This window comes from Paraburkholderia acidisoli (assembly GCF_009789675.1).
In the GTDB taxonomy this organism is placed as follows: Bacteria; Pseudomonadota; Gammaproteobacteria; order Burkholderiales; family Burkholderiaceae; genus Paraburkholderia; species Paraburkholderia acidisoli.
Genome location: NZ_CP046916.1, coordinates 630,677 through 652,133, shown reverse-complemented (window position 1 = coordinate 652,133; position 21,457 = coordinate 630,677). Strand labels below are relative to the sequence as shown.

The 21,457-nt window shown below is 56.0% G+C and carries 26 protein-coding genes; 25 read left to right on the top strand and 1 reads right to left on the bottom strand.

Going from position 1 to position 21,457, the window contains the following annotated elements; translation table 11 throughout:
* The first annotated feature begins 27 nt into the window (after window positions 1-27).
* The 10 genes from FAZ98_RS31710 (at window position 28) to FAZ98_RS31670 (ending at window position 7,803) form a co-directional block, all read left to right on the top strand.
* The gene (locus FAZ98_RS31710) at window positions 28-324 is read left to right on the top strand and encodes a hypothetical protein (RefSeq protein WP_158957542.1); all 297 of its coding nucleotides are present in this window, start codon (window positions 28-30) and stop codon (window positions 322-324) included.
* A gap of 61 nt (window positions 325-385) precedes the next feature.
* Window positions 386-1,987 carry a hypothetical protein gene (locus tag FAZ98_RS31705; protein ID WP_158957677.1) on the top strand — a complete coding sequence of 534 codons (1,602 nt, stop codon included), beginning with the start codon at window positions 386-388 and terminating at the stop codon, window positions 1,985-1,987.
* A 171-nt stretch (window positions 1,988-2,158) separates the two neighbouring features.
* Window positions 2,159-2,392 (top strand): hypothetical protein, encoded by a 234-nt coding sequence (locus FAZ98_RS31700; RefSeq protein ID WP_158957675.1) that lies wholly within the window; start codon window positions 2,159-2,161, stop codon window positions 2,390-2,392.
* A gap of 88 nt (window positions 2,393-2,480) precedes the next feature.
* Window positions 2,481-3,143 (top strand): hypothetical protein, encoded by a 663-nt coding sequence (locus tag FAZ98_RS31695; protein WP_158957673.1) that lies wholly within the window; start codon window positions 2,481-2,483, stop codon window positions 3,141-3,143.
* Between the two features lie 170 nt (window positions 3,144-3,313).
* Window positions 3,314-3,946 (top strand): hypothetical protein, encoded by a 633-nt coding sequence (locus FAZ98_RS35815; protein WP_233272948.1) that lies wholly within the window; start codon window positions 3,314-3,316, stop codon window positions 3,944-3,946.
* 46 nt (window positions 3,947-3,992) lie between these two features.
* Window positions 3,993-5,117 carry a lytic transglycosylase domain-containing protein gene (locus tag FAZ98_RS35810; RefSeq protein ID WP_233272947.1) on the top strand — a complete coding sequence of 375 codons (1,125 nt, stop codon included), beginning with the start codon at window positions 3,993-3,995 and terminating at the stop codon, window positions 5,115-5,117.
* Window positions 5,114-5,851, top strand: a complete 738-nt coding sequence (locus FAZ98_RS31685; RefSeq protein ID WP_158957528.1) for a hypothetical protein — start codon at window positions 5,114-5,116, stop codon at window positions 5,849-5,851. Before FAZ98_RS35810 ends, FAZ98_RS31685 begins: the two co-directional genes overlap by 4 nt.
* Before the next feature lies 1 nt (window position 5,852).
* A complete protein-coding gene (locus FAZ98_RS31680) occupies window positions 5,853-6,131 on the top strand; it encodes a hypothetical protein (RefSeq protein WP_158957526.1) in 279 nt (92 codons plus the stop codon).
* Window positions 6,128-7,126, top strand: coding sequence for a hypothetical protein (locus FAZ98_RS31675; protein WP_233272946.1), 999 nt, complete (start codon window positions 6,128-6,130; stop codon window positions 7,124-7,126). Before FAZ98_RS31680 ends, FAZ98_RS31675 begins: the two co-directional genes overlap by 4 nt.
* On the top strand, window positions 7,123-7,803 hold the full coding sequence (locus FAZ98_RS31670) for a hypothetical protein (protein WP_158957671.1): 681 nt from the start codon (window positions 7,123-7,125) through the stop codon (window positions 7,801-7,803). The genes FAZ98_RS31675 and FAZ98_RS31670 overlap by 4 nt, the downstream gene beginning before the upstream one ends.
* Window positions 7,804-7,980: 177 nt before the next feature.
* Here the strand turns inward: FAZ98_RS31670 and FAZ98_RS31665 are convergent, their stop codons facing one another.
* On the bottom strand, window positions 7,981-8,625 hold the full coding sequence (locus tag FAZ98_RS31665) for a hypothetical protein (protein ID WP_158957520.1): 645 nt from the start codon (window positions 8,623-8,625) through the stop codon (window positions 7,981-7,983).
* A gap of 11 nt (window positions 8,626-8,636) precedes the next feature.
* On the opposite strand from FAZ98_RS31665, the gene FAZ98_RS31660 reads away from it, so the two are divergent.
* The 15 genes from FAZ98_RS31660 to FAZ98_RS31590 all read left to right on the top strand — a co-directional run bounded on the left by FAZ98_RS31660 (window position 8,637) and on the right by FAZ98_RS31590 (window position 21,284).
* Window positions 8,637-8,984: a hypothetical protein gene (locus FAZ98_RS31660; RefSeq protein WP_158957518.1), complete on the top strand. Its 348-nt coding sequence runs from the start codon at window positions 8,637-8,639 to the stop codon at window positions 8,982-8,984.
* A complete protein-coding gene (locus FAZ98_RS31655; RefSeq protein ID WP_233272945.1) occupies window positions 8,981-10,417 on the top strand; it encodes a baseplate J/gp47 family protein in 1,437 nt (478 codons plus the stop codon). Before FAZ98_RS31660 ends, FAZ98_RS31655 begins: the two co-directional genes overlap by 4 nt.
* Before the next feature lie 3 nt (window positions 10,418-10,420).
* Window positions 10,421-11,311 (top strand): hypothetical protein, encoded by an 891-nt coding sequence (locus tag FAZ98_RS31650; RefSeq protein ID WP_158957516.1) that lies wholly within the window; start codon window positions 10,421-10,423, stop codon window positions 11,309-11,311.
* On the top strand, window positions 11,196-12,200 hold the full coding sequence (locus FAZ98_RS31645) for a hypothetical protein (protein ID WP_158957669.1): 1,005 nt from the start codon (window positions 11,196-11,198) through the stop codon (window positions 12,198-12,200). The genes FAZ98_RS31650 and FAZ98_RS31645 overlap by 116 nt, the downstream gene beginning before the upstream one ends.
* Before the next feature lie 7 nt (window positions 12,201-12,207).
* Window positions 12,208-12,372 carry a hypothetical protein gene (locus FAZ98_RS31640; protein WP_158957512.1) on the top strand — a complete coding sequence of 55 codons (165 nt, stop codon included), beginning with the start codon at window positions 12,208-12,210 and terminating at the stop codon, window positions 12,370-12,372.
* Window positions 12,369-12,764, top strand: coding sequence for a hypothetical protein (locus FAZ98_RS31635; protein ID WP_158957510.1), 396 nt, complete (start codon window positions 12,369-12,371; stop codon window positions 12,762-12,764). The genes FAZ98_RS31640 and FAZ98_RS31635 overlap by 4 nt, the downstream gene beginning before the upstream one ends.
* On the top strand, window positions 12,761-15,130 hold the full coding sequence (locus FAZ98_RS31630) for a right-handed parallel beta-helix repeat-containing protein (protein WP_158957667.1): 2,370 nt from the start codon (window positions 12,761-12,763) through the stop codon (window positions 15,128-15,130). The genes FAZ98_RS31635 and FAZ98_RS31630 overlap by 4 nt, the downstream gene beginning before the upstream one ends.
* Before the next feature lie 200 nt (window positions 15,131-15,330).
* The gene (locus FAZ98_RS31625) at window positions 15,331-16,479 is read left to right on the top strand and encodes an acyltransferase family protein (RefSeq protein ID WP_158957665.1); all 1,149 of its coding nucleotides are present in this window, start codon (window positions 15,331-15,333) and stop codon (window positions 16,477-16,479) included.
* A 174-nt stretch (window positions 16,480-16,653) separates the two neighbouring features.
* Complete coding sequence (locus FAZ98_RS31620) at window positions 16,654-16,902, top strand: hypothetical protein (protein WP_158957500.1); 249 nt, start codon at window positions 16,654-16,656, stop codon at window positions 16,900-16,902.
* Complete coding sequence (locus FAZ98_RS31615; protein WP_158957663.1) at window positions 16,899-17,051, top strand: lysozyme family protein; 153 nt, start codon at window positions 16,899-16,901, stop codon at window positions 17,049-17,051. Before FAZ98_RS31620 ends, FAZ98_RS31615 begins: the two co-directional genes overlap by 4 nt.
* A gap of 82 nt (window positions 17,052-17,133) precedes the next feature.
* On the top strand, window positions 17,134-17,361 hold the full coding sequence (locus FAZ98_RS31610) for a lysozyme family protein (protein ID WP_233272944.1): 228 nt from the start codon (window positions 17,134-17,136) through the stop codon (window positions 17,359-17,361).
* A gap of 1,810 nt (window positions 17,362-19,171) precedes the next feature.
* Window positions 19,172-19,708 carry a hypothetical protein gene (locus tag FAZ98_RS31605; RefSeq protein WP_158957493.1) on the top strand — a complete coding sequence of 179 codons (537 nt, stop codon included), beginning with the start codon at window positions 19,172-19,174 and terminating at the stop codon, window positions 19,706-19,708.
* 102 nt (window positions 19,709-19,810) lie between these two features.
* Entirely contained in the window at window positions 19,811-20,308 is a 498-nt protein-coding gene (locus tag FAZ98_RS31600; protein WP_158957491.1) for a hypothetical protein, read from the top strand.
* Window positions 20,309-20,374: 66 nt separating this feature from the next.
* Window positions 20,375-21,019 carry a hypothetical protein gene (locus tag FAZ98_RS31595; RefSeq protein WP_158957659.1) on the top strand — a complete coding sequence of 215 codons (645 nt, stop codon included), beginning with the start codon at window positions 20,375-20,377 and terminating at the stop codon, window positions 21,017-21,019.
* A gap of 52 nt (window positions 21,020-21,071) precedes the next feature.
* Window positions 21,072-21,284 (top strand): hypothetical protein, encoded by a 213-nt coding sequence (locus tag FAZ98_RS31590; protein WP_158957489.1) that lies wholly within the window; start codon window positions 21,072-21,074, stop codon window positions 21,282-21,284.
* Window positions 21,285-21,457: the final 173 nt, after the last annotated feature.

The window sequence follows — 21,457 nt, the reverse complement described above, 5'->3', positions numbered from 1 at the left end:
TGCGGGCTTTTTTATTTGGAGTCTTTGATGCCCCAGTATCCCCTCGCTCCCGTCCCGGGCGGCACAACTACCACGTTGGACGTGACCGCAGCGACAGTTATCAAAAATGCACCGGGTCGCCTGTTCACTGTTTCGGTCTTGGTCGCAGGCACCGCGGCGGGCGCCGTGTATGACAGCGTGGCCACGACTGGCAATACGGCGGCCAACCAGATTGGCGTCATTGCTGATGTCGCGGGTCCAATCAACTTCAATGCCATGCCGACTGCTGCGGGGATCGTGGTTGTGCCGGGTACTGGTCAAACGCTCGCAGTTTCCTGGTCGTAAATTCCCGCCGCCCTATCATCAACCCCGCCAGTGAGCGGGGTTTCGTTTTTCTGGAGCCTGCATGGCTAACACGATCACTCCCCAGATCGTCAATCTCACCGCAGTTGTCACCACTGCACCCGAGCCATCACAGCTCCAGCAAAGCGGTGCAATCGTCTCGGTGGGCGGCACGACTCTGACGCCTGGTACTTATCAGTATTGCGGCAATCTGCCCACCGTCAATTCCATCTCGGCGACTTCGTATTCGATCGCCTCGTTGACGTGGGCGTCTAGCGAAGTCACGGCAACTGTTGCGGCTGGCGTCCTTCCTACTGTCGGATCGACGTTCACGACGACCATTTCTGGCGCTGCGCCGAGTGGCTACAACGGAACGTATATCGCTACCGTTGCTTCGTCGACTACGTTCACCTACGCAGTAGCATCGAATCCGGGCACCGAAACCGCCCTCGGTTCGTTCACGATTTCGGGCGCGTCGCCGATTACCTATCCCGCGACTTCGTTCTTCGCGCAAGGCACGTCAGTTGGTGTTTATGTGCTTGAGCTTGGAAACGTGACGGGCGTAGATGCTCAGATCGCCACGCTTGACGCTTGGATCACAAGCAACCCTGGCGTTTTCTATAGCTACCTGACGCCCGCCGCATGGGACTACTCGAAGGATGAGGTCGGCTCGGTCGTCATCAATAATGGCGGCAATGGCTATACGGTGGCGCCGACCGTCACATTTTCGGCTCCTGGTGGCGGCGGTACGACTGCGACTGGCACCGCTACTGTTCAAAACGGCGTCGTGGTAGCGGTTGCCGTCACCAGCCCGGGTTCTGGCTATACGGCCGCTCCTACTGTGACATTTAGCGGCGGTGGCGGCGTAGGCGCTGTGGCCACGGCGAACCTCGCATCGGCGATCAATATTCTCGCGGGGAAGTATGCGAGCGCAACCGGAAAGACCTACTTCTTCCCGACGACGACCCTCGCGAATCTCCCGAATTATGCGACGTTGAAATCGGTGTACGCGACCGCTCCGGCGCCGACTGCGACTTCTCAGGAATTTGATGCCGGCGCGATGTTTTACCAATGGCTGGTGAACAATCCGTCAGCAGCCAATCCGCTCGGCCCGATGTCGTATCGGTATCTCACAGGCGTAACGCCGTGGGCAATCTCGGGCAATCAGGCGACCGTCAATAGCATTCTGTCGGCATACGGCAACATCATCTATCCCACGTCGGAAGGCGGCATCTCCAAGGCCGGCATCTGGAAGGGAACGATGATGGACGGCACGCAAGCGTCCTGGTGGTACGGCATCGACTGGTTCCAGATTCAGGTTGCACAAGACCTTGCCGCGGCCGTAATCAACGGCTCGAACCAGAATCCGCCGCTGGTCTACGACCAGAACGGTATCAATTCGCTGCTCGCTGTTGCTCAGGGTCGCGCCAATAGCGCCGTGAAATTCCAGTGCGCATTGTCGATCACGATCACGGCAACGTCGTTTGCTGATTACACGACGGCCAATCCCGATGATTACGCCGCGGGCATTTACAAGGGCTTTCAGGCGACTGTAGTTGGTCAGAACGGATTTTTGACCATCGGCTTTTACCTTGGATGCGGTCCAGTTCGCATAAGGACGATAAATGGCAACTCAAAACCCTCAGATTGCGCAGGGCGTCCTTAACCGCGTCCTAACTGCGGTCATTATTCCCGGCAATACGGCGCTCAACGTAACGGCACCGTACATGGCGAAGGGATTCGCCGGCTTGAATTCTCTGGCGACTGGACGGGCCAGGTCGGCACAGGCACCGGGATTGTGAATTCTCCAGAGCCATATGTCATGGCACGCGTAACGATGAATCTGCTGCGCACGCAGGCGCTTTCCGCAAGCTGGGTCACGCAAGGTCAAACGGCAACGTATCTCGGTCAGGTCAACGTGCATAGCGATACCTCGACCTTCCCCGTCTCGACGATGACAGATACATCGATCGTTTCGGTTGATCCAGGCGCCTTTGATGGCACCGACCCGGTTGTGCGCGTAGTGCTAAGTGGTTCCATGCCGATCAACGCATCGCTCTGGTCGGCGTAATAGTTTGCTGCGGCTAGGGACGCGACCCGAAAGCCGGACCCCTGCCGGTTGCCGCAGCTTCTAAACGGGGGCTCAAAAAGGGATTGAGATGGCTTCTTTAGATGAGAACTTCAACGTCGTATTCCCTGTCGTCACGGATCGCGTGACACGCAAGGAAAAGGACAAGGTAACGGGCGAAGAAAAGGACGTGCATGAAAATATCGTGCGCGTCCATGCTTTTCACACCCCCATCAGCAAGGCTGTGTTTGACCAGAACTTTGCCCTTCTCGCTGCGACCAAAGCGACACTTGAAGGGAAAGGTCGTCAATATCTGATGTCCGCAGGCCCGCGGGTGGCCGCATTAACGTTGCGCGCGGAAGGTTTGCGAGACGCGGAAGAACGCGGTTACGTGGACGACAACGGCAAGCCCAAAGAGGACGAAGTTAAAGCGTTCTTCGCGGAACTACGTCGGCTCACGACCATTCTTTGCCCGGGTAGTGGCGGCTGGGAAATGCTTCCGGTGGATCTTGCAATCTCCGGTGGGAAAATTGATGCTGAGGACTGGGAGGAGGTGGAAGCGTCCATCGTTTTTTTCTGCTGCCACTGGTCCATGGCAAAAAAGTCAGATCGAAAGCGGATTGGACAGAGCACGGCTACTTTCCTGAAGGCATCGACTACGCCCTCTCCTTTGTCGGTGTACCTCGCTTCCTTGCCGAACTTGACGCAGGCCGCGACTTCCGTGCACAAGGCGGTATCCTCGGTTCCATCCTGAATTACGTCGCGCACGAGGGATTCCGGGAATTCGCCGAGCGCCACGAATTCCCTTTTCGTAGTGCGCGAGAGCATCGCGAGCGATACATCATAGAAGCCCTGAAAGGATAAACATGTCGAGTACGTCAATCATCAAGGTCCAGGTTGACGATACCCAGTTCAAGTCATTCCTTGACCTTTACCAGGGATATCTTTGAGAGTGCTCCGGACGACTGGAAAAAGGTTGGCGACGCCATTGGTGATGCCGGTGCGGATATGGAGGATTTCGCCGATGCTTCCAAGGCATCAAAAGAATTCCTGCTAATCGCTGCGACGCAATCGGAAATCATCTCCCGTGAAATTCGCAAGGCAAGCGCTGCGAACAACGCGCTCCTGGAAAGCCTCACGAAAAACGTGACGGCTCAAAAATCTTTCGCTGATCAGGCTGAGCGCAGCGAAAAGCACATGAAGGAGCTAAAAGGGGCCAGCGAGTTCGCTCACGAGATTTTCGGGCTCGGTAGTTTCCTCATGCGTCTTGGTGCCCTCGGCGGAAGTCTGGCGGGCTTGGGTGGATTGCTAAGCGGCATCGGTCTGAAAGACCTTGCATCGTCGGCGGTCGATACACAACGCAGCGCTCGCGGACTGGGTATGACACCGGGCCAGTTGACTGCGTTCAATCAGGACTTCGGGACGCGATATCTTGACCCGGGGGTGTTGGGCTCGATATCAAGCGCGCAGAGCAGCTTTTCTGGTCGGATGTGGCTTGCTCGCGCGGCAGGCGAGAATATGGGCCGGTGGCGAAGACCCCGGTCAACTAGCTGCTAACCTCGCTATTCGTGCGCATAACTGGTGGGTGAATACGCCCGCTTCCATGCGTACCGCAGAAGTCCTGCAATCTACCGGCTTCACCCAGTCGGGCTTCAATCTTAATTTGATGAAGCAATTGGGTAATACGCCTCTTGCGGAACTTCAAAGAGCCGCAGCCCAGTACGGTTCAGATCAAGGGCGATTTAACGTAAGCGATCGCAACACCGATGCTTGGTATGGTTTCCTTCGACAGATCAAGGATGCCGGAAACTTCATCGAGACGCATCTTACGAATAAGCTTTCGGACCTTGCTGGTCCGCTTCAGCATTTTGCAGATGCAGTTGGCAAGGATGTAACGGTCCTTATTGATCAAATCTTCACGCCCGCCAATCTGAACGCACTTGAAGACGGCATCAACGGCTTCACGAAGTATCTCGGATCGAGCCAGTTCCAGCAGGACATGAAGGACTTCGCTGGGCTCGTTGCCGCAGTGGCCGGAGCCATGCGCAAGGCGGCAAGATTCTTGGGCATTGACACAAGCCCTTCGTCGTCGACGAATCCAGCATCAATTCCTGTCAATCCCGGTCTGGATCCTGATGAGGTGCAGCGGGAGACGCGGGGGCAAGTTCGCGGATACGGCGGCGTATCTTTCGCTGACAAGGCGCTTGGATATACCCGTCACAAGCTGAACATGCCGTCAGACCCTCGCGCTGTTCTTGCCGAGATGGACGCGAAGAACGGTTTGCCCGCAGGTACACTGGAAGCAATGTGGGCGAAAGAATCCAGTGAAGGGAAAAATCTGGTTGGGCCCGTCCTGCGAAATGGCGATCAGGCAATTGGCGATCTTCAATTCACAGGAGCCGCGTGGAAGGACTGGGGCAAAGGCGGCGATCGCTGGAATTTCATGGACGAAGCGAAATCAGGGGGCGCCTATATGGGGTTCCTGTCCAAGCGCTACCAGGGCGATATAGCTAAGGCGCTGGCCGCCTACGACTGGGGGCCAGGTAATGTCGACAAGACGATTGCCCAAAACGGCGCTAACTGGCAGAAGGGCTTGCCCGCGGAATCGATGGACTACATCAAGATCGCGAAAATTCTCAATTCCCAAAAGCAGAATGTTCGCGTGACCGTTCAAAATAGTACCGCCGCCCGGGTGGCGGTCCAAGCCAATGCGGCCGCAGCCCAATGAGCATTTCTACCGTCTCTCAGTCAGCGTTTAGTTTCGCATACGATCTTGCCTTTCAAATATCTCCTATTATTCTGAATGGCGGGATCGTAGCGAATTCGTTGGGCGGCATGATGCCAATCATCGGACTGACCGGGCAACTGGCGGCGCTCGCACAAGGTGTTTTGTCGGGAAACAACGAGCCGTTCGCGCGATTCGTTCCCGCACCCGGTAGCACGCTAGTGGCAAATACGGTTGCGACATATCCCTTCGCAAACCAGTTTGTCGCAGCGAATGCCGTCATCAAGCAGCCTAAAAACATTTCTCTCGTCATGTATGCGCCCGTTCAGGATACGGGCGGCTATCTGACGAAACTGGCGATCTTCGAGGCGCTGCGAAGTTCCATTGAATCACACGTGGCAGCGGGCGGTACTTTCCACATTGCAACGCCAGCACACATTTATCTAAATTGTTTGCTCAACAACATCACTGATGTCACGAGCGGCGAGATGGGTAAGCAACAGATGGTGCAGTTCCAATGGGATTTCTTCCAGCCGCTTGTCTCCCTTTCCGATACGCAATCCGCTCAAAATTCATTGATGTCGAAGCTCAGCGGCGGGCAGCAGATTTCGCCCTCCGGTCTGGCTGGAACATCAATCTGGTCGAGCGCGGCAACCGCTATAGGCTCCGCAGCGCAAGGTGCAGCGCAAGGCATCAATGGAATCACGGCTGCCGTAAATAATTTCGTGGCGCAATGATATGACGACACTGGTTGCGCTCACGCTGAACAACTCAGCATCGCCACCCTTTTCCTACGTCTTTACGCTTGATAGCGCGTCATACACTGGATCGGTGACGTGGAACGTCTATGCGCAACGCTGGTATTTCACGTTGCAGGATCAACTTGCAAATGTGGTCTGGAACGGCCCGCTTGTTGGCTCCCCGCTTGACTACGATATCCCGCTCGCGCCGGGCATTTTCACGACTTCGACGATCCTTTGGCGAGAAGATACGGGTAACTTCGAGGTTTCGCCGTGAGGTTTTATTCGATCACGCTCACGCCCGATGGCGCCACGCAACCGATACGAACATGGACCTCTCATCCTGGCGGTACGTTTGACCCGAGCGCGCTTGATATCGAGTTCGATTGTCAGGTTCAGGATTTCGCGACTTCGCCGCAGTTGTTCACCGTCACGATTCACGGTGTTTCGCTGGCTGATCTATCCCAGGCTCAGCAATTTACCGGGATGCAATTCAGCATGAGCGGCGGCATGCAGGCGGGACTTCCGCTTGCTAATCCACAGCAGGCTGGGTTGCTGGTAGCCGGGACGGTGTTTCAGGCTTACGGCAACTGGGAAGGCGTCGATATGCGGCTGGATCTCGTGATCTCGCCGTCTATCTATACCCTATCGAATCCCGGCAATCTGGTCTTGAACTGGCAGGCGGGGCAAACCCTTTCGGACGCCCTTCAGCAAACATTATCCGTTGCCTATCCAGCGCTTCCGTTCACTGCGAACGTCACGTCGCAACTCGTGCAGGATTTCGACGAGATTCATTTTTGCTCAACGCTCCAGGAGTTGTGCCAGTGCATCAAGGGTGTGACACAAAGCTATTTTGTCGGTCCGACCTATAGCGGCGTCAATCTGACCTGTCAGAACGGTCAATTTTTCGTTTGGGATAGCACGTATCTACCCAACGCGATCCAGTTGTCTTTCAACGATTTTGTCGGTCAGCCGACCTGGATTGATGTCAACACGATGATCTGCAAGTTGATATTGCGGCACGATATTCAACTTGGCTCTACCATCCGGATGCCGCAACTGACATATTCCAGCGCTAGCGGCCCAGCTTTGGCGAGCGCTAGTCCCGGAATTGTGGGAACAACTGCGCAATCGTATCCGTCGAGCAGCAATTATCAAACAGCATTCCAGGGGACGTTTTCCGTTTCAGAGTTGCGCCATATTGGATCGTATCGCTCAGCCGATGGGTCATCGTGGGTAACCGTCATCAAATGCATAACGAATAGCCCATGAGTGACGATTTTTCCAAACTTTGGCTCCAGGGTAATCTCAATCAGGTTGCGATAACCCGAGCCCAGCAGGCCATTAAAAGTTTGGGTAGAGCGTTACCCTGTCGGGTGACAAGCGTAACTGGCAAGATCGTTACGGTTGAGTTCCAGATGGACACTACGCCATGGACTTTGCCGCCCATCACGATACCGAAGGCGGAAAGTCAATGGCTCACCGAGCCCACGCAGATTGGCGACGAGGGCATGACTATGCCTGCGGACGCATATTTGGGCGGGATATCGGGGCTTGGCGGCGGCAATGCCGATTTCCGTCAGCGCGGTAACCTGACGGCACTCGTTTTCGTGCCAGTGGGGAATAAATCGTTCTCCCCCATTGATCCGAACGCAGCCCAGATTCAAGGTCCGAATGGCACGATACTGAGGACGACTGCTGGCGCATCGTCGATCGTGACCAATACGGATGGAACCACAATCACCTGCGAGTCGACCACGCTCGTTGTCAACGCTTCAGGAATTACGTTGACAGTTGGCGGCCAGACATTCACATGGGGCGGAACTCAGGCGGTATCTACCCTGCCAATCAAGGCGCCAGACGTTGTACTACCTAATGGCGCGGTGAATGAACACAATCACGGCAATGTGCAGAACGGCGGTGGCGTCACCGATCCCATGCAGAACTAGCCGTTATTCCACCGGCACCGATTTTACCGAGCCAGTAGACGACGAGCCCAGTAATCAGAGCGGCAGCGGACATAGCACCGTGATGCGTGAAAAATAGGAATGGGGAAGCCAGCATGGAAAGCTGGCCCAAAAGGATGAGCGCCTTGTAGGGTTTCCCGGTTCTTTGAATGGTCTGGGTCATTTTTCTTCTCTCAGTGACTGGAAATCGTTCGGGTTAAATCTGGGGCATATATCGCACATCTTGGCGACGCCCTCGGCCTGAATCTGGTCTGTGACGGATGATGGATGATCCGGTTGCGCCTCAAACCATTGAAGCATGTAAGAGCAAGGAAAAAGGAAATTCCCTTCATCCGAAGCAGCTGTGATATGGCGAAACATCGGATGAATGTATTCGAATTTCGTGCGCAAGTGAATCGGGAAATATGGCGAATCAATGGTGCGCTGACAGTGCGCGCGCCAATCATCCGTTTTGCATGAATCCATGAAGCATTGAAGCACCGCTTCAACATCGTAAGCCTGTTTCATCTCACCGATCACCATGCGGCCACGCGCATAGAAGTGCGTCCCCTTCCAGCCTCGAACATAGTGAATCAAGTCCATCGCCAGAATGGCACCTTCGAAGCTACGCGCAAATCCCGCCGCATAGATTCTGATCGATTCCAGATCGCGCACTTCGAATAACGGCGCGCGCTTCGCCACATCAATTGCAAGATCAAACGCCGCCGACCGGCTATTTACAAATAGCACGATCACAAGGTGATTGTGCGATAGCGCGCAAAGACTCTCATGAGTCAAAGAAGGCGATGAATGCGATTCAGACATAGGTACGCATTATGAGAGTTTGGGGGCGACAGTATTCTTCAGATGGCACATATCAATGGGTAGCAGTCACCACCGATTCAGCAGGATTTAACAGCAATTGCTACCTTACGGCGCTGTGTCAGGCGATCAAGCTCAATCTCGGGGAAAGCCCCTTTTACTCCAATACGGGAATCCCGCAGCAGCAAACGATCCTTACGCAAGTCAACCCCGACTTCTACGTACAAAGTTTGCAACAACAGTATGCCCAATATTTCGCGACCCTAACGATCGTCCGCGTCGTTGGCAGCAATCCGCCGCAGTACAACATTACGGCCTTGTGCCCATCAGGGGCCATTCTTAACACCACCGTCGCGACATGACCACGATCACGCCTACGAATGTTCCGCTGGTGATGACCGCGGCAGGCCCGCAAACCACGCCGCCCGCTACGCTGAACGCAGCGCTCATCAATGGCGTCGCCGCAGAAGTCCCCGACTATACCGCAAACCTTCCGGGCCTTCTGATTGAGGACATTTCCTCGACGGCGACCGGTGCGCTAGTCGCGATTGACCAGGCGCGCGTTGATTGCATTTCCAGCGTTACGCCTTATGGCGCAAATGCCTCGGTTCTCGCGCAACTCGGCGTTCAATTCGGGATTGAACAAGGCGTCAGTGCCAACGCGAGCGTCTATGTTCAGTTCGCTGGACCCGCAGGATACGTGTTCCAGCCGGGTTTCGTAGTCGGCGACGGGACGAATCAATACAAGCTGCAAGACGGCGGCGTCATTCAGACTGGCGGCGTAAGCGCCCAACTCTTTGCCGTCGCCACCAATAGCGGCACTTTTGCCATTCCAGCGGGTTCGGTCAATCAGATTATCACTTCGGTTCCGACTGGCTATGCGATCACGGTCACGAACCCAGAAGCAGGCACGCCAGCCAGTAGTGCGGAAAGTCCGCAAGACTATCGTGCGCGCGTCTTGCAAGCCGGTGTCGTCGCTTCGGTCGGATCGCCCGCATATCTCAAGACGCTGCTTGAGAAAGTAACCGGCGTTCAGGCTCGGCTTGTTTCTATCCAGCAGGCAACTGGCGGCTGGCGAATCGTGTGTGGCGGTGGCGATGCCTATGCCGTAGCAAACGCGATCCTGCAAGGTGTAGGCGATATCGCAACGCTGCAAGGCTCGCAGCTTTCCATCAGCGGCATGACAGCGGCGAGCCCAGTCGTCGTGACGACAAACCTGACAACCAACTTCACTGTTGGGCAGACATTTACAGTATCGGGGGCGACGCCAACCGCATACAACGGCACATACACAGTGGTGTCGATTGTCCGCTCGATAAGTGGTGACACGATCACCACCAGCACGAATGGGAGCGCGTTCGGAGCCTATACAGGTGGCGCGACGTTCTCACCCAATCCGAGAAATGTGAACGTATCGTTATTCCAGAATCCAGATACGTACAACATTCCGTTCGTCAATCCGCCCACGCAGATCGTTACGGTAGCGGTGACATGGAATACGACGCTGCCAAATTTCACGGCGGGCGATTCGGTCAATCAGTTAGCTATCCCGGCGATCCAGTCGTATATCAACAGTATCTATGTAGGCCAGCCGATCAATGAACTGGAAATGACGGCCGCCTTCCGTGGTGCTGTTGCTTCGGTCATCTCGGCGGCCAACATTACGACACTTCAATATGTCGTTCAGATCAACGGCGTGACAGTAAGTCCGAGTGCTGGCACCAGCATCATAGCTGGCGATCCCGAGAGCGTCTTTTCTGCGAGCGCGTCCGGCGTTACTGTTGTTCAGGGGTGATGCATGCAACTCGAATCATTTGCTGTGCAGCCTCTCCAGCAGGTTATTCCCGCCTACCTGTACCAGCAATACTTCGATGATTCGAGTATTCAGGCTTTTGTTGACAGCTATAACAGCCTCGCACAAGGTTACTTGTCGTGGTTCAACAATACCCCGCTTGGGCTTTACACTTCGCCCAACATCACAGGTACGCTGCTTGACTGGATTGGACAGGGGATTTACGGCATATCGCGCCCGGTTCTCTCAACACAAACGACAACTATCACCGCAGGCTATGACGCCTTCGCCTACAACACTGTCCCATACAACTACCTGAGCTATTCCTCATCAGGCACAGCGCAGACCGCATCCGACGATATCTACAAACGGATGATGACGTGGAACCTGTACCGCGGCGACGGACAGATGTTCACGATGGGATGGTTGAAGAATCGTGTTAGCCGATTCATCAACGGTGCGAACGGTTCGGATTATGCAGTTCTGGACAATCCGCCGTCGATCACGGTATCGGGCAACACGTTCACGATCACTTCCTTCGACGATGCGGTCTTTACCGCGCTTCAGGAACTGATCAACGCGCGACTGGTTTCGGTTCCGTTCCAGTACAACTTCGAGTTCAAGGCCATCAGTTTCTATAACGATGGCGGCGTGTTGTGGATGTCGGCTCCCCTGAACTATCCAACCAGTCCTATGGGACTTGCTGCCGGGGCGGTTTGGTACAACGGCGGAACGGTGGCTGTTGTGTCGGGCGGATCGGGAACGGGCGCCCCAGTCTATTTTGGATCAGTTACCGCAGCGCAACTTCTTTCGTCTGGCGGCGCCGGTTTGCCGACCACCAACCCGAACAATACGAACCAGCTCTGGAATAACGGCGGCGTCGTTTCCATTTCGTGACCATGACAGCATTCATTTTGCCAACAACGTCAATACGACGCTGGCTGGTGCAGTATCGAACACCGCCACCTCGATCACATTAGCCAGTTCCGCGAACCTTCCTTCTAGCATTCCGTCTGGTTCCGTGCTGGTCGTCACGTTGAACGATGTGGCCACGCGGAATAACTATGAAGTCGTCTACGCAACAGCAATTTCTGGCGCAACGCTCACGGTTCAGCGTGCGCAAGAAAGTACAGCGGCGCTTTCCTGGTTGGTCGGTGACTTCGCATTCAGCGGCCCTACCGCTGGTCAGCAAGAATCGTTTGGGCAGGAAGGCGCTGCTAACACATGGACTGGCGCCAATACGTTCACCGAAACAGTTACCGCCCCTACGGTAAATACAGGAACTATCGAAGCAGGCGCGTCGCCGCTGTTCCTCGAAACAGACTCTCACGTAAGCGTAGTCAATAGCACCAATACCGCATACGCAGAACTATATTGCGCGGCTCCTACCATCGGCGATGCCGCTGTCAATCTGGATACGGGAGACGCCCGTTATGTCAAACACGGCTCCGCTGCCCTTGCAGGGACGCAAGCGAACATCGGATGGACCCCAAGCACCGCGAGTTCAGATGTTCGATCGGTGACTTTTACGGCACCTTGTAACGGTGTTGTGATTTCACGAAGCTTTGTCAATTCCAATGCTGGTCAGACAGCATCTTTCACCAATTACGCGAGCATCAACGGCGTAGCGGGTGGCGCGGAATCCATCATTGGTAGTTCCATTGTTTCGACCGTTCAAAACGTTGCATCCGGTTCTAGTGTGACGGTTTCGGCCACGGCGACTTCGAATGCCGGGACAACTATCCCCGCCTCCCACTGGCTCGAATACCAGTTCATGCCTTCGTGAGGCTCGAATGATCTACACCTTGATCTTTAATCCGAAGACGGATCTGGTCGAAGCAGTCGGCTCGTATTCCAGCGAACCGGAACTTTCGAGCAACGAACTCGTTTGTACTTTCGAGCAATGGAAGTCTCCGGCTTTGTGGAAGCTTTCTAACGGCCAAATCGTGGCGGCATGACACTGATGAAAAAACTACTCCTGATCGCCCTCTTTTCGCCGGTCGTCGCTTTCGCGCAAAGCTATCCGTCGCCCACATTCAACAGCATCACACTGCAAAGCCCGCTGACGGCGGCGAACGGCGGCACCGGGACCACGACAGCAACGGGTACAGGCTCAGTTGTCTTGAACACGTCGCCGACGTTCTCGGGTACGCCCTCTGGTCCCACCGCAGCGGCTGGCACCAGCACCACCCAGTTTGCCACCACCGCATTCGTAGGCAGCGCGATCACCGGTATCTCTACTTCGGTATTCGGCACGCTATATGCCTCGTGGTTCAACAGCCTCCCAACTACGTTGCCCGCAACGAGCGGCGTCTACTGGAATAACGGGGGGGTCTTGAGCAAATCATGATGAAAAGCCAACTGAATAAGATTGCCGCCTTCGGGGCGGCTTTTTTTTTGGCCCTGCCGCTGATTGCATCGGCGCAGTCCTATCCGTCGCCGACGTTCAATAGCGTAGTTCTCCAGAATCCCCTTTCGCCTTCGAATGGCGGTACGGGTGCAACGACTTCGACCGGCACCGGCTCGGCTGTTCTTTCGAACTCGCCAGCGCTGACGAACCCGGCCATCACAGGCGGCTCAATCAGCGGCTTGACGACCGCTGTACCTGTCGCCAGCGGCGGTACGGGTGCCAATAGTGCAGCCACTGCGTTGTCGAATCTGGGCGGTGCTGCGCTTTCGGGGGCATCTTTCGCAGGCCCTACCGGACTGAGTTATACGAATCCGATCTTTGCGCTGAATGACAGCAGCGGCGGCGCAGCGACCACGATTTCATATGCCGTGGGCGGCACCAAGTATTTCGGAACGACAGTCGGAACGACCGGCTATTACATCCAGAGATATGCTTCCGGATCATTTGTTGATTACCCTTTCAGTATTCTGGCATCAACAGGTCAAGCGTCTTTTACTGTTCGCCCCACCTTCAACGGCGCAACGCCTTGGGACAGCGCGAACCTCGCAAGCCCGGCATCGCTAACGGGGGGGACGTACACCGGCGCGCTTGGGCTCAGCTATTCCGCTGCACACCTGACGGTCAACGATACCAGCGGCGGCTTTGCTGGCATCAATTTGCAGCACAGCGGCACGACGAATTGGGAAATGCTCATTGACGGCAATTCGTCCACCAATGGCAACCTCTATTTCGGTCGATACAACTCTGGCTCGGTCGTCGATTACCCATTCAAGATCAACAACGCCTCGGGGCTGACGACGATCAGCGATGGTCTCGCAGTCGCCGGTTCCTTCTCGGCACCGGGCCTTGTCACAAATGCCGATCTTGCTTCGACGCCGGCCAACAGCTATAAGTGCAACGCCTCCACGTCTGCCAGCACGCCGTCCGACTGCTATTCGAACGCGAGCAATCCGTTCGATTTCGGCGCCGTTGCGAACAGTAGCGCTGCTGCCGCGACGAACACGACCGCGTTTCAGAACGCGATGGCGGCAAATCCGGTGTTTCACTGCCCGGATGGTCAGACGTTCTATATCGGCGGGATCACGGTTCCGACGACCACCACGCGTATCTATGGCGCGTGCACGTTGATCGCGAGCGGTACCGTGACGTCCGGCGCGGGGCTGCTTGAAGCTGATAGCAACACTGGCGGCTTGGTCATTGACGGCCCACGCATTCAGGTTGCGACCGGGACGTACACGAACAACTCCGGTATTCGCCTGAGCGGTTCGTCGAACTTCAATGTTCGCAACACTACGATCACCGCGGCAAACGGCGTTCTCGTCAATGCCGGAACCAACTTCACGCTGGAGAACAATTACGTCCTGAACGACACCGCACTCGGGATCGCGGTTGTTGGTGCGTCAAGCTTTGGCCACATCTCGAACAACTATGTCAATGCGGGCTATAGCTCTGGCTCAAGTCATTGCATCGCGGTCGAGCAAGGTTCGAACTACACGATCACTGGGAACCACGTTGAAGAGTGTGTTGGGTTCGGCATCAATGTGTCGAGCCCTTCCTCGGCTGGCACAACCTCGTTCTTCACGGTCGCGAACAATGTTGCATACGGCACGCAAATCGAGTGCATCAACGTCGAGAACGGTGCCGTTGGCGCAGTAACGGGCAACGCGTGCTATTTCAACAGCCATTCGACTGATTTCGGCATGTCGTTTTATGGCGCGCCGGGAACGTCTCCGCAAGAGATTACGAGCGACATCGCGGTAACTGGTAATTCGATCTTCAACCCTTGCAAGTCGGGGATAGCACTCGCAGACGTTGTTACCCGCCTCAACGTTACCGGGAATTACATTTACGCGCCGAATCAATGTGCGGGTACAACTGGTGATTACACGTCGGGCATTCTTCTGTATGGGGGCAGCAACGGTCCCAACAGCGTTGGCAATAACTTTGTCGTTGACCCGTACGGGCACATGGCATGGCAAATCGGCGAAGGAACGTACAACGATGGAAGCGGCAACCCCAGCGGGAACTTCCTTGAGGGCATGGCCGGCACCGTTGGCACTTCCGGTCAAATCTCGGCCGTTAGTTCGGCGACGCAGGTGATAAACACTTCCAACTCGTGGGTCACCTATACGCCGACTCTGACGTGCGCATCGGGATCGCCTGGGACGCAAAGCGGGTCGGGACGGTATAAGCGAATCGGCAAGACGATCACTCTCCAGATCAGCGCCACGCTGTCAACGGTTGGAACATGCTCCGGGTCTATCCTGGTATCGCTTCCGCTCACGTCTGGTCCGGGGGGCCTATAACCTGATGGGGCGCAGTGGCTCGTCGGGTAACTTCCTGACTGGGCAGATTTCCGGTTCGAGCGGAGTCGCCCAGATCATCGATCAGACGAACACTTCGCCGATTTCGGCTGGCTACGCGTATCAGGTTTCAGGCTCATACGAGTCCCAGTAATAACTGGTAAGTAATATGCGATAATTCGGCACCTAATCGGGGTGCCGAATTGAATAAATTAAATGCGCTCACAACATTACGGTTTTTCGCAGCAGCAGCGATAGTCATTGAGCATATGAGGGCCGTTTTAAGCAGCGTCACGCTGTTCGACGGTCTTCCTTACGACTACGGCGTGAGCTTCTTTTTCGTGCTGTCGGGCTTTATCCTGACTTGCGTGTACAAAAAAGGTTTCGAAGAACCGGGAAGCATCCGCCGCTACTACGCTTTGCGTGTGGGCCGCATCTGGCCGTTGCACGTCACAACGTTTGTTCTCGCCGCTTTCCTGTTGCCGCCATGGTTGAAGTTCGTCGGACCTGAGGGGCCGGATGTTCCACTGATTGCACTCACTAACGTGTTCCTGGTGAATTCGTGGATACCGGTCGCGCGCTACTTCTTCTCTTACAACGGCGTTTCATGGAGTATTTCGACGGAGATGTTCTTTTATCTGATGTTTCCTCTCCTTGTGCGCGACTGGCATCACACGTGGAAGTGGAAAGCGCCGCTGGTTTGGTGTCTGGTGGCGCTTCTCCTGTCGATATCGACGGCAGCCGGTTTCCCCGATTTCGATCCGCGCACGCCGCTCGCGATCTCTTCTGTCGGCATCGCCTACATCGGGCCGTTCGCGCGGATCAGTGAGTTCGTGATGGGTATGGTTGCCGCAGGCTTCTACCTGCGAAACGTCGACCGCGGTGGGCACAATGTTTGGGTCTGGACCGCAATCGAAATAGCGTCAATCTGTTCGATCGGGTTCCTTTGGCACCACGCCTCATCTCTGCCTATGTTGATTGCCGGGCATCGACTAGATACCAACGCATGGGTCGTGTTTTTTGGGCACTCGTGCGCGGCGCCTGGATTCGCGCTGCTGATCACGGCTATGGCATTTGGCCGCGGGCTCTGTTCAAAGATTCTCAGCGTGCGGCCGATGGTGCTGCTCGGTGAAGCGAGCTTCGCCCTGTATCTGATCCACCAGATTTTGATCGGCCTCATCCGGGTTCATCGCGACGACTGGCTGCGCGACTATTCCGACGCGCAGCTTTATGTCGCGTATTGGGTTGTCGCACTCGCATGCGCGTTCGCTCTGTGGCGATTTATCGAAATGCCCGCGCGCGATATGGTGAAAAAAATATCCATCCGGCAGTGGACCGCTGCTAAAGCCTGATCCACATCAGGAAGCAAATTCGACAAGCCGCCCAAGGGCGGCTTTTTTACGTATATAGACCAGCCAAAGGCCGCCTCCGGGCGGCTTTTTCTTTTACGGGGCCATTCCTTGAACCACGAACCAGTTGACAGACGCACCGCTGACCAGCAGTGGCGCGCGGAAATGGAGGCTCGGATGACCAATTTCGAAAAGACGATGGCGACGTATCAGGCATCTCTTGACGACAACACCGCAGCGACACTGCGCGTCGAGGGAAATACGCAAGAACTGGTCGAACTTTTGAAGATGGCCAAGAGTGGCCTCGGTTTCTTCACTGGTACAGGGCGAGTGCTCCGCAAGGTCGTTCTCTGGTGTGGTCCGTTCATCATGTTCGCAGCCGCTATTTGGGGCCTCGCGCACGGCAAGTGGCCGGGTGAATCATGATCCTGACGCTCTTCGAAGCCGAACTCAGGCGAGACGAAGCGGTTCGGTATGTCCGATACATCGACAGCGAGGGGAATCCGACCTGTGGTGTTGGCCATAACCTGAATTCGTCGCCGCTGCCGGGCCGGCTGGAAATTCCCGCTGAATGATGCGCAGGTCACTCAACTCCTCTCGCAGGACATCGCTGACACGCTCCATCAACTCGACGTGCATCTGTCGTGGTGGCGCCAATTGGACGAGGTGCGTCAGCGCGTCATCGCCAACATGTGCTTCAACATGGGCATCGACAAACTGCTCGGATTCGCTCACATGCTCGCCGCGCTCAAGCTTCACAACTTCGCGGTTGCCGCAGCCGAGATGAAGAACTCGAAATGGTTCGGGCAGGTTGGTGATCGCGCCGTTCGCCTGTGCTCGGCAATGAGCACCGGAGTAATGCCGGTCGCCGCAGGCGTCGCCTAAGCGAACGCCCCAAAATCCATGGCCGCCTTTGATCGGCCTTTTCTTTCTGGAACTCACATGATCCTGTCGCAATCCGCAGCGTCTGCCGCCGTTTCCGCGCTCGCCACCAACGCTGGCACCAATGCAGTCCTTTCGGTCTACAGCGGCACGGTGCCCGCCTACCTGATACGGCTCTGAGCGGCAACACACTGCTCGCGTCGGGGACGATTACGTCGTGGGGCTCACCAACGTACGTATCCGCGAATGGCGGCATGACCTCGGTTGGTACGTTTTCGGCAGCCAGCTATTCGCCAGCCGCTGCAGGTACGGCAACGTTCGCGAGGCTGAGCACATCAGGTGGGACCGCCGAGCAGCAGTTGACGGTAGGCACCTCGGGTGCCGATGTGATTCTCGGCAACACCTCGATCCAAACTGGCACATCGGTTGAGATGGCCTTTTCTCTCGTCGTTCCGTCGCAATCTAGCTGACGATCCACATGACCATCGCGATAGTCCAGTCGGGCACCCTTGTCGAAGAGGGCGGCGTTTCTTCCGTAACCTTTTCGCTCTCTGGGTAGCGGCTGGCAACACGCTGGTGGTCGCTGTTTTATTCGGTGACGGGTATGGCGGTGGAAGTGTCCCCCAGTTCCCGACTAACTGGCTTGTTTATTCGCAACTCACTCCGGGTGAGGGGGCGAGTGCGTGCGTTGCGGTCCTGCCTGGCCAGTATGTGACTGGTGGAAGCGTTTCGGTGACCGTAACGGCTTCCACGTCAAACCCTCAGTATCCCACTGGGAGAATTTACGAACTGTCGGGCGTTGCCGCGAGCCCAGTTGACGTAAGCGCGATCGGATACGCTACGGGGACTTCGACGACTTTAACTGCCACCAGCGCAAAGGCATTGCAGGGAGTCGGGGAGTTTGCCTTCTCCCCAATCGCCTTCGACTCCGGCAACGACTATAACCAGACATTTACACCGTCTTCTGGATGGACAAGAGACTGGCAACTTCAGGATGACTCTGCCGGCATCTCCGGGGCGATGGCGTACGAAACGTTCTCCACCGCTTCCACTCCATCGATCACATGGTCGGGGCTGAATGCAGATTCGGGTGGTTACGCCTCGGTCATTGTCCCGCTCATTCCGGCCGGCGCAGCAACAAACACGTTGACCGGCTTGGCGAAGATTGCCCCAAGCGTGGCTGGTGCCGCGTCGAGTACCCTGTCAGCCATCGGTCTTTCATCTGGTAGCCCCATCGCGAAGGGTGCGGTGGTTGCTTTGGTAGCCGCAATCGGGTCCGCGTCAATCGTTCCCGGTGTAGTTGGTGCCGCAAGAAGCTTCAATTCCGCGAATGCTGCGGGGGTACTCTCGCCGTCATCGACAGGACTATTGTCGACATCCGCGAGCGCCGTCGGCGCCTCAGTGGTTCATCCCATTGGAATTGGGATTTGCGGAAGCACCCAACTCGCCGCTGGCGTCGCATCGGTTGTGCCTCAATCCGTCGGCAGCATCGTTGCACAAGGAACGAATCAGCTATCCGGGCGTGCTGTAGTAGTTCCGACTTCAGCGGCGGTGATTGCGCAATCTCAATCTCTCGTCGGAGTGGCGGCTGTTGATACCTCAGCTATTGGTGATCTATCTCAAAGCCAGATAGCGATCGGCTCATCGGTGCTCGCCTTTTCGGCAGCGAGCAATCTGGCGCAGTCGCAGCGCGCAGTCGCTACGGCTTCGACGACGGCTCGCATTCGGGTCGATAAGCAGTGCGAGTGTCCAGGCAATAGGCGTGTCCATTGTAACGCCGGGCTCATTCGGTAGGCTCGCCGCCAGTCAGCCCATGAACGGTTACGCATCGATCGCCGCGAAGGCGTCCGGCACGATCGTAGTGTTCAACTCGACGGCGTACCCGGTCAATCCTTCGTACTTCGCTCGATCGCTGTACAGGTCGTTCTATTGCAAGGCGCCCAATCGCACCTTCTATGCTGCAGCGCCAGCGCGCAACTTTCTTGTCCGCATACGTCCCATGCAAATCGCGATCCCAACGATGTCCCCCATGGACCCTCGTGAGACGGTGGTGCTCACCTTCGACGCGACAGCGATTCTGAACGGCGCCACCCTCACCCAGTTCAGCACGCCTATCATCACCGCCGAACTCGGCTCTGATCGCACAACACTACCTGTGCTGTCGAACGTCATCATCAATTCCGCCCCGGTGACGATCGGGAACATCACGATCAAGGCAGGTTGTGCGGTGCAAGCCGAAGCTTCGGCTGGCGCTTTCGGCGCTCAGTACCTGATCGCGATCCCGTGCGAGACCAGCAATCCACAGTTCTCACCCGTCTTGAAAGCCATCTTGCCGATGGCGAATCAGTAGGCCCTCGGAAGCGGGCTTTCTTCTTTGGAGGTCGCGATGACGACCCGCTGTAGCCACGGGACTCGGCTGGAGGATCCGTGCTCAAACTGCCGAAAGGAAGGTATGGAGAAGGTCACCAAGGCTCACGCCGAAAAGGAAACGCTTTCCATCGAAGTGCTCATCCCTGCGCACGAAGAGAGAAAAGCCACGGCTCTATTCGAGCGCTCACGCAAGGAGTTGATCGAGCGCGAAGGCGGTCGCTGCTTTGTGTGCAACGGCACCGCAGAGGAATCGGGTCACCCCCTCGAAGCTCACCATCATCCCATAGAACGTTCACTGGCCGAGCTCATCGATTGGGAGCGGTTCAAGGCTGATGCGTTGGGAGGTATGTGGGGCGAAAAGATTCGTGCGTTTGACTGGGATAACTTCACCGACTGGACACAGTTTGTCGACGACATGACGGTCAACGGAATGCTTTTGTGTCGTAGTCACCATACAGCAAAGGATTCCGGAATTCATACTTTGCCTTTTCCTCTATGGGTAGCGCAAAAATATGCGAAGGAAGGATACAAATTTTCGGATTTTGAAACGATCCACCACTTCGAGACGGCCGTAAAATGAACGAGCCGCCAAGGTGCGTCAACACCAAGGCGGCTCTAACCACCATCCGATACTGGAGATCGAACGATGGCTGTGAAAAATCCTACCCCAATTGGGGAAAAATTCAACCGACTTACTGTTCTCGGGGATGCCCCGTATCACACCAGCAACAAGAACAGACGTGTATTCGCACGATGCGAATGCGGTACCGTCCGGGACTATGTTTTGTCCGAGGTACGCCTTGGCAAAACCAAATCTTGCGGTTGTATTCAACGTGAAGGTGAGTGCTATCGCACTCATGGCCACACCAAGGGTAGAAAATTCAGCCCCGAGTACCACTCCTGGTCGTCAATGATGACGAGATGCGCGAACCCGAAATCATGGAAATACGCTGATTACGGTGGCCGTGGAATTGTCGTATGTGATCGCTGGTATTCATTCGAAAGTTTTCTTGCTGATATGGGGGCGCGTCCGCGCGGAGCCACCCTTGAGCGCGAGGACGTTAACGGAAATTATGAGCCGGGAAATTGTACGTGGGCGACCCGGGAACGACAGTCGAACAACAAACGCACCAATACGATTCTTGAGTGTGATGGCCGCAAACAATCAATCGCTGATTGGGCGCGCGAATTTGGGTTGGCCTACAACACACTTTTCGCGCGCATCTATAGATTGAAGTGGCCCATTGATATCGCCTTGAAAACGCCGCCTAGAACACAGACTGGGCGATGAACGACAACCCCGCTTCGGCGGGGTTTTTTATTGTCTATTCATAGGAGCATTCATGAACCAGACGACGTCCCCGGCCGCTACCGGCACCACGGGCGCGGCCATCGCGTGCCTCGTCGCCGTCATCTCGACGGCGAACAACCATTTCGGCCTGAATCTGTCGGCACAGGACCAGGTATCGATCGCGGGCGGCATTGTGGTGGCTGCTCACTGGGTAGCAGAGCAGTACGCCGCTTACGTGGCCGCGAAGAAGCCGAAGGCATCGTGATCCGCGGCGTGCTGTTGTGCGTAGCCCTTTCCGGCTGCGCGGTTGTAGAGCATGTGCAGGTACTTCCCGTTGTAAATCCAGCTACCTACGACGTTTCATGCTGCGTCGCGTACGCAGAGGTCCCGCCGACCACGCAAGTCAGCGTGACGGTGAAGAAGAGCAACACCAGTTTT

Bases quoted from the DNA above. Each gene is read 5' to 3' on its own strand.
- FAZ98_RS31710 (WP_158957542.1), top strand. From the start codon at position 28: ATGCCCCAGTATCCCCTCGCTCCCGTCCCGGGCGGCACAACTACCACG.
- FAZ98_RS31705 (WP_158957677.1), top strand. From the start codon at position 386: ATGGCTAACACGATCACTCCCCAGATCGTCAATCTCACCGCAGTTGTC.
- FAZ98_RS31700 (WP_158957675.1), top strand. From the start codon at position 2,159: ATGAATCTGCTGCGCACGCAGGCGCTTTCCGCAAGCTGGGTCACGCAA.
- FAZ98_RS31695 (WP_158957673.1), top strand. From the start codon at position 2,481: ATGGCTTCTTTAGATGAGAACTTCAACGTCGTATTCCCTGTCGTCACG.
- FAZ98_RS35810 (WP_233272947.1), top strand. From the start codon at position 3,993: ATGCGTACCGCAGAAGTCCTGCAATCTACCGGCTTCACCCAGTCGGGC.
- FAZ98_RS31685 (WP_158957528.1), top strand. From the start codon at position 5,114: ATGAGCATTTCTACCGTCTCTCAGTCAGCGTTTAGTTTCGCATACGAT.
- FAZ98_RS31680 (WP_158957526.1), top strand. From the start codon at position 5,853: ATGACGACACTGGTTGCGCTCACGCTGAACAACTCAGCATCGCCACCC.
- FAZ98_RS31670 (WP_158957671.1), top strand. From the start codon at position 7,123: ATGAGTGACGATTTTTCCAAACTTTGGCTCCAGGGTAATCTCAATCAG.
- FAZ98_RS31665 (WP_158957520.1), bottom strand. From the start codon at position 8,625: ATGTCTGAATCGCATTCATCGCCTTCTTTGACTCATGAGAGTCTTTGC.
- FAZ98_RS31660 (WP_158957518.1), top strand. From the start codon at position 8,637: ATGAGAGTTTGGGGGCGACAGTATTCTTCAGATGGCACATATCAATGG.
- FAZ98_RS31655 (WP_233272945.1), top strand. From the start codon at position 8,981: ATGACCACGATCACGCCTACGAATGTTCCGCTGGTGATGACCGCGGCA.
- FAZ98_RS31650 (WP_158957516.1), top strand. From the start codon at position 10,421: ATGCAACTCGAATCATTTGCTGTGCAGCCTCTCCAGCAGGTTATTCCC.
- FAZ98_RS31640 (WP_158957512.1), top strand. From the start codon at position 12,208: ATGATCTACACCTTGATCTTTAATCCGAAGACGGATCTGGTCGAAGCA.
- FAZ98_RS31635 (WP_158957510.1), top strand. From the start codon at position 12,369: ATGACACTGATGAAAAAACTACTCCTGATCGCCCTCTTTTCGCCGGTC.
- FAZ98_RS31630 (WP_158957667.1), top strand. From the start codon at position 12,761: ATGATGAAAAGCCAACTGAATAAGATTGCCGCCTTCGGGGCGGCTTTT.
- FAZ98_RS31620 (WP_158957500.1), top strand. From the start codon at position 16,654: ATGACCAATTTCGAAAAGACGATGGCGACGTATCAGGCATCTCTTGAC.
- FAZ98_RS31615 (WP_158957663.1), top strand. From the start codon at position 16,899: ATGATCCTGACGCTCTTCGAAGCCGAACTCAGGCGAGACGAAGCGGTT.
- FAZ98_RS31605 (WP_158957493.1), top strand. From the start codon at position 19,172: ATGAACGGTTACGCATCGATCGCCGCGAAGGCGTCCGGCACGATCGTA.
- FAZ98_RS31600 (WP_158957491.1), top strand. From the start codon at position 19,811: ATGGAGAAGGTCACCAAGGCTCACGCCGAAAAGGAAACGCTTTCCATC.
- FAZ98_RS31595 (WP_158957659.1), top strand. From the start codon at position 20,375: ATGGCTGTGAAAAATCCTACCCCAATTGGGGAAAAATTCAACCGACTT.
- FAZ98_RS31590 (WP_158957489.1), top strand. From the start codon at position 21,072: ATGAACCAGACGACGTCCCCGGCCGCTACCGGCACCACGGGCGCGGCC.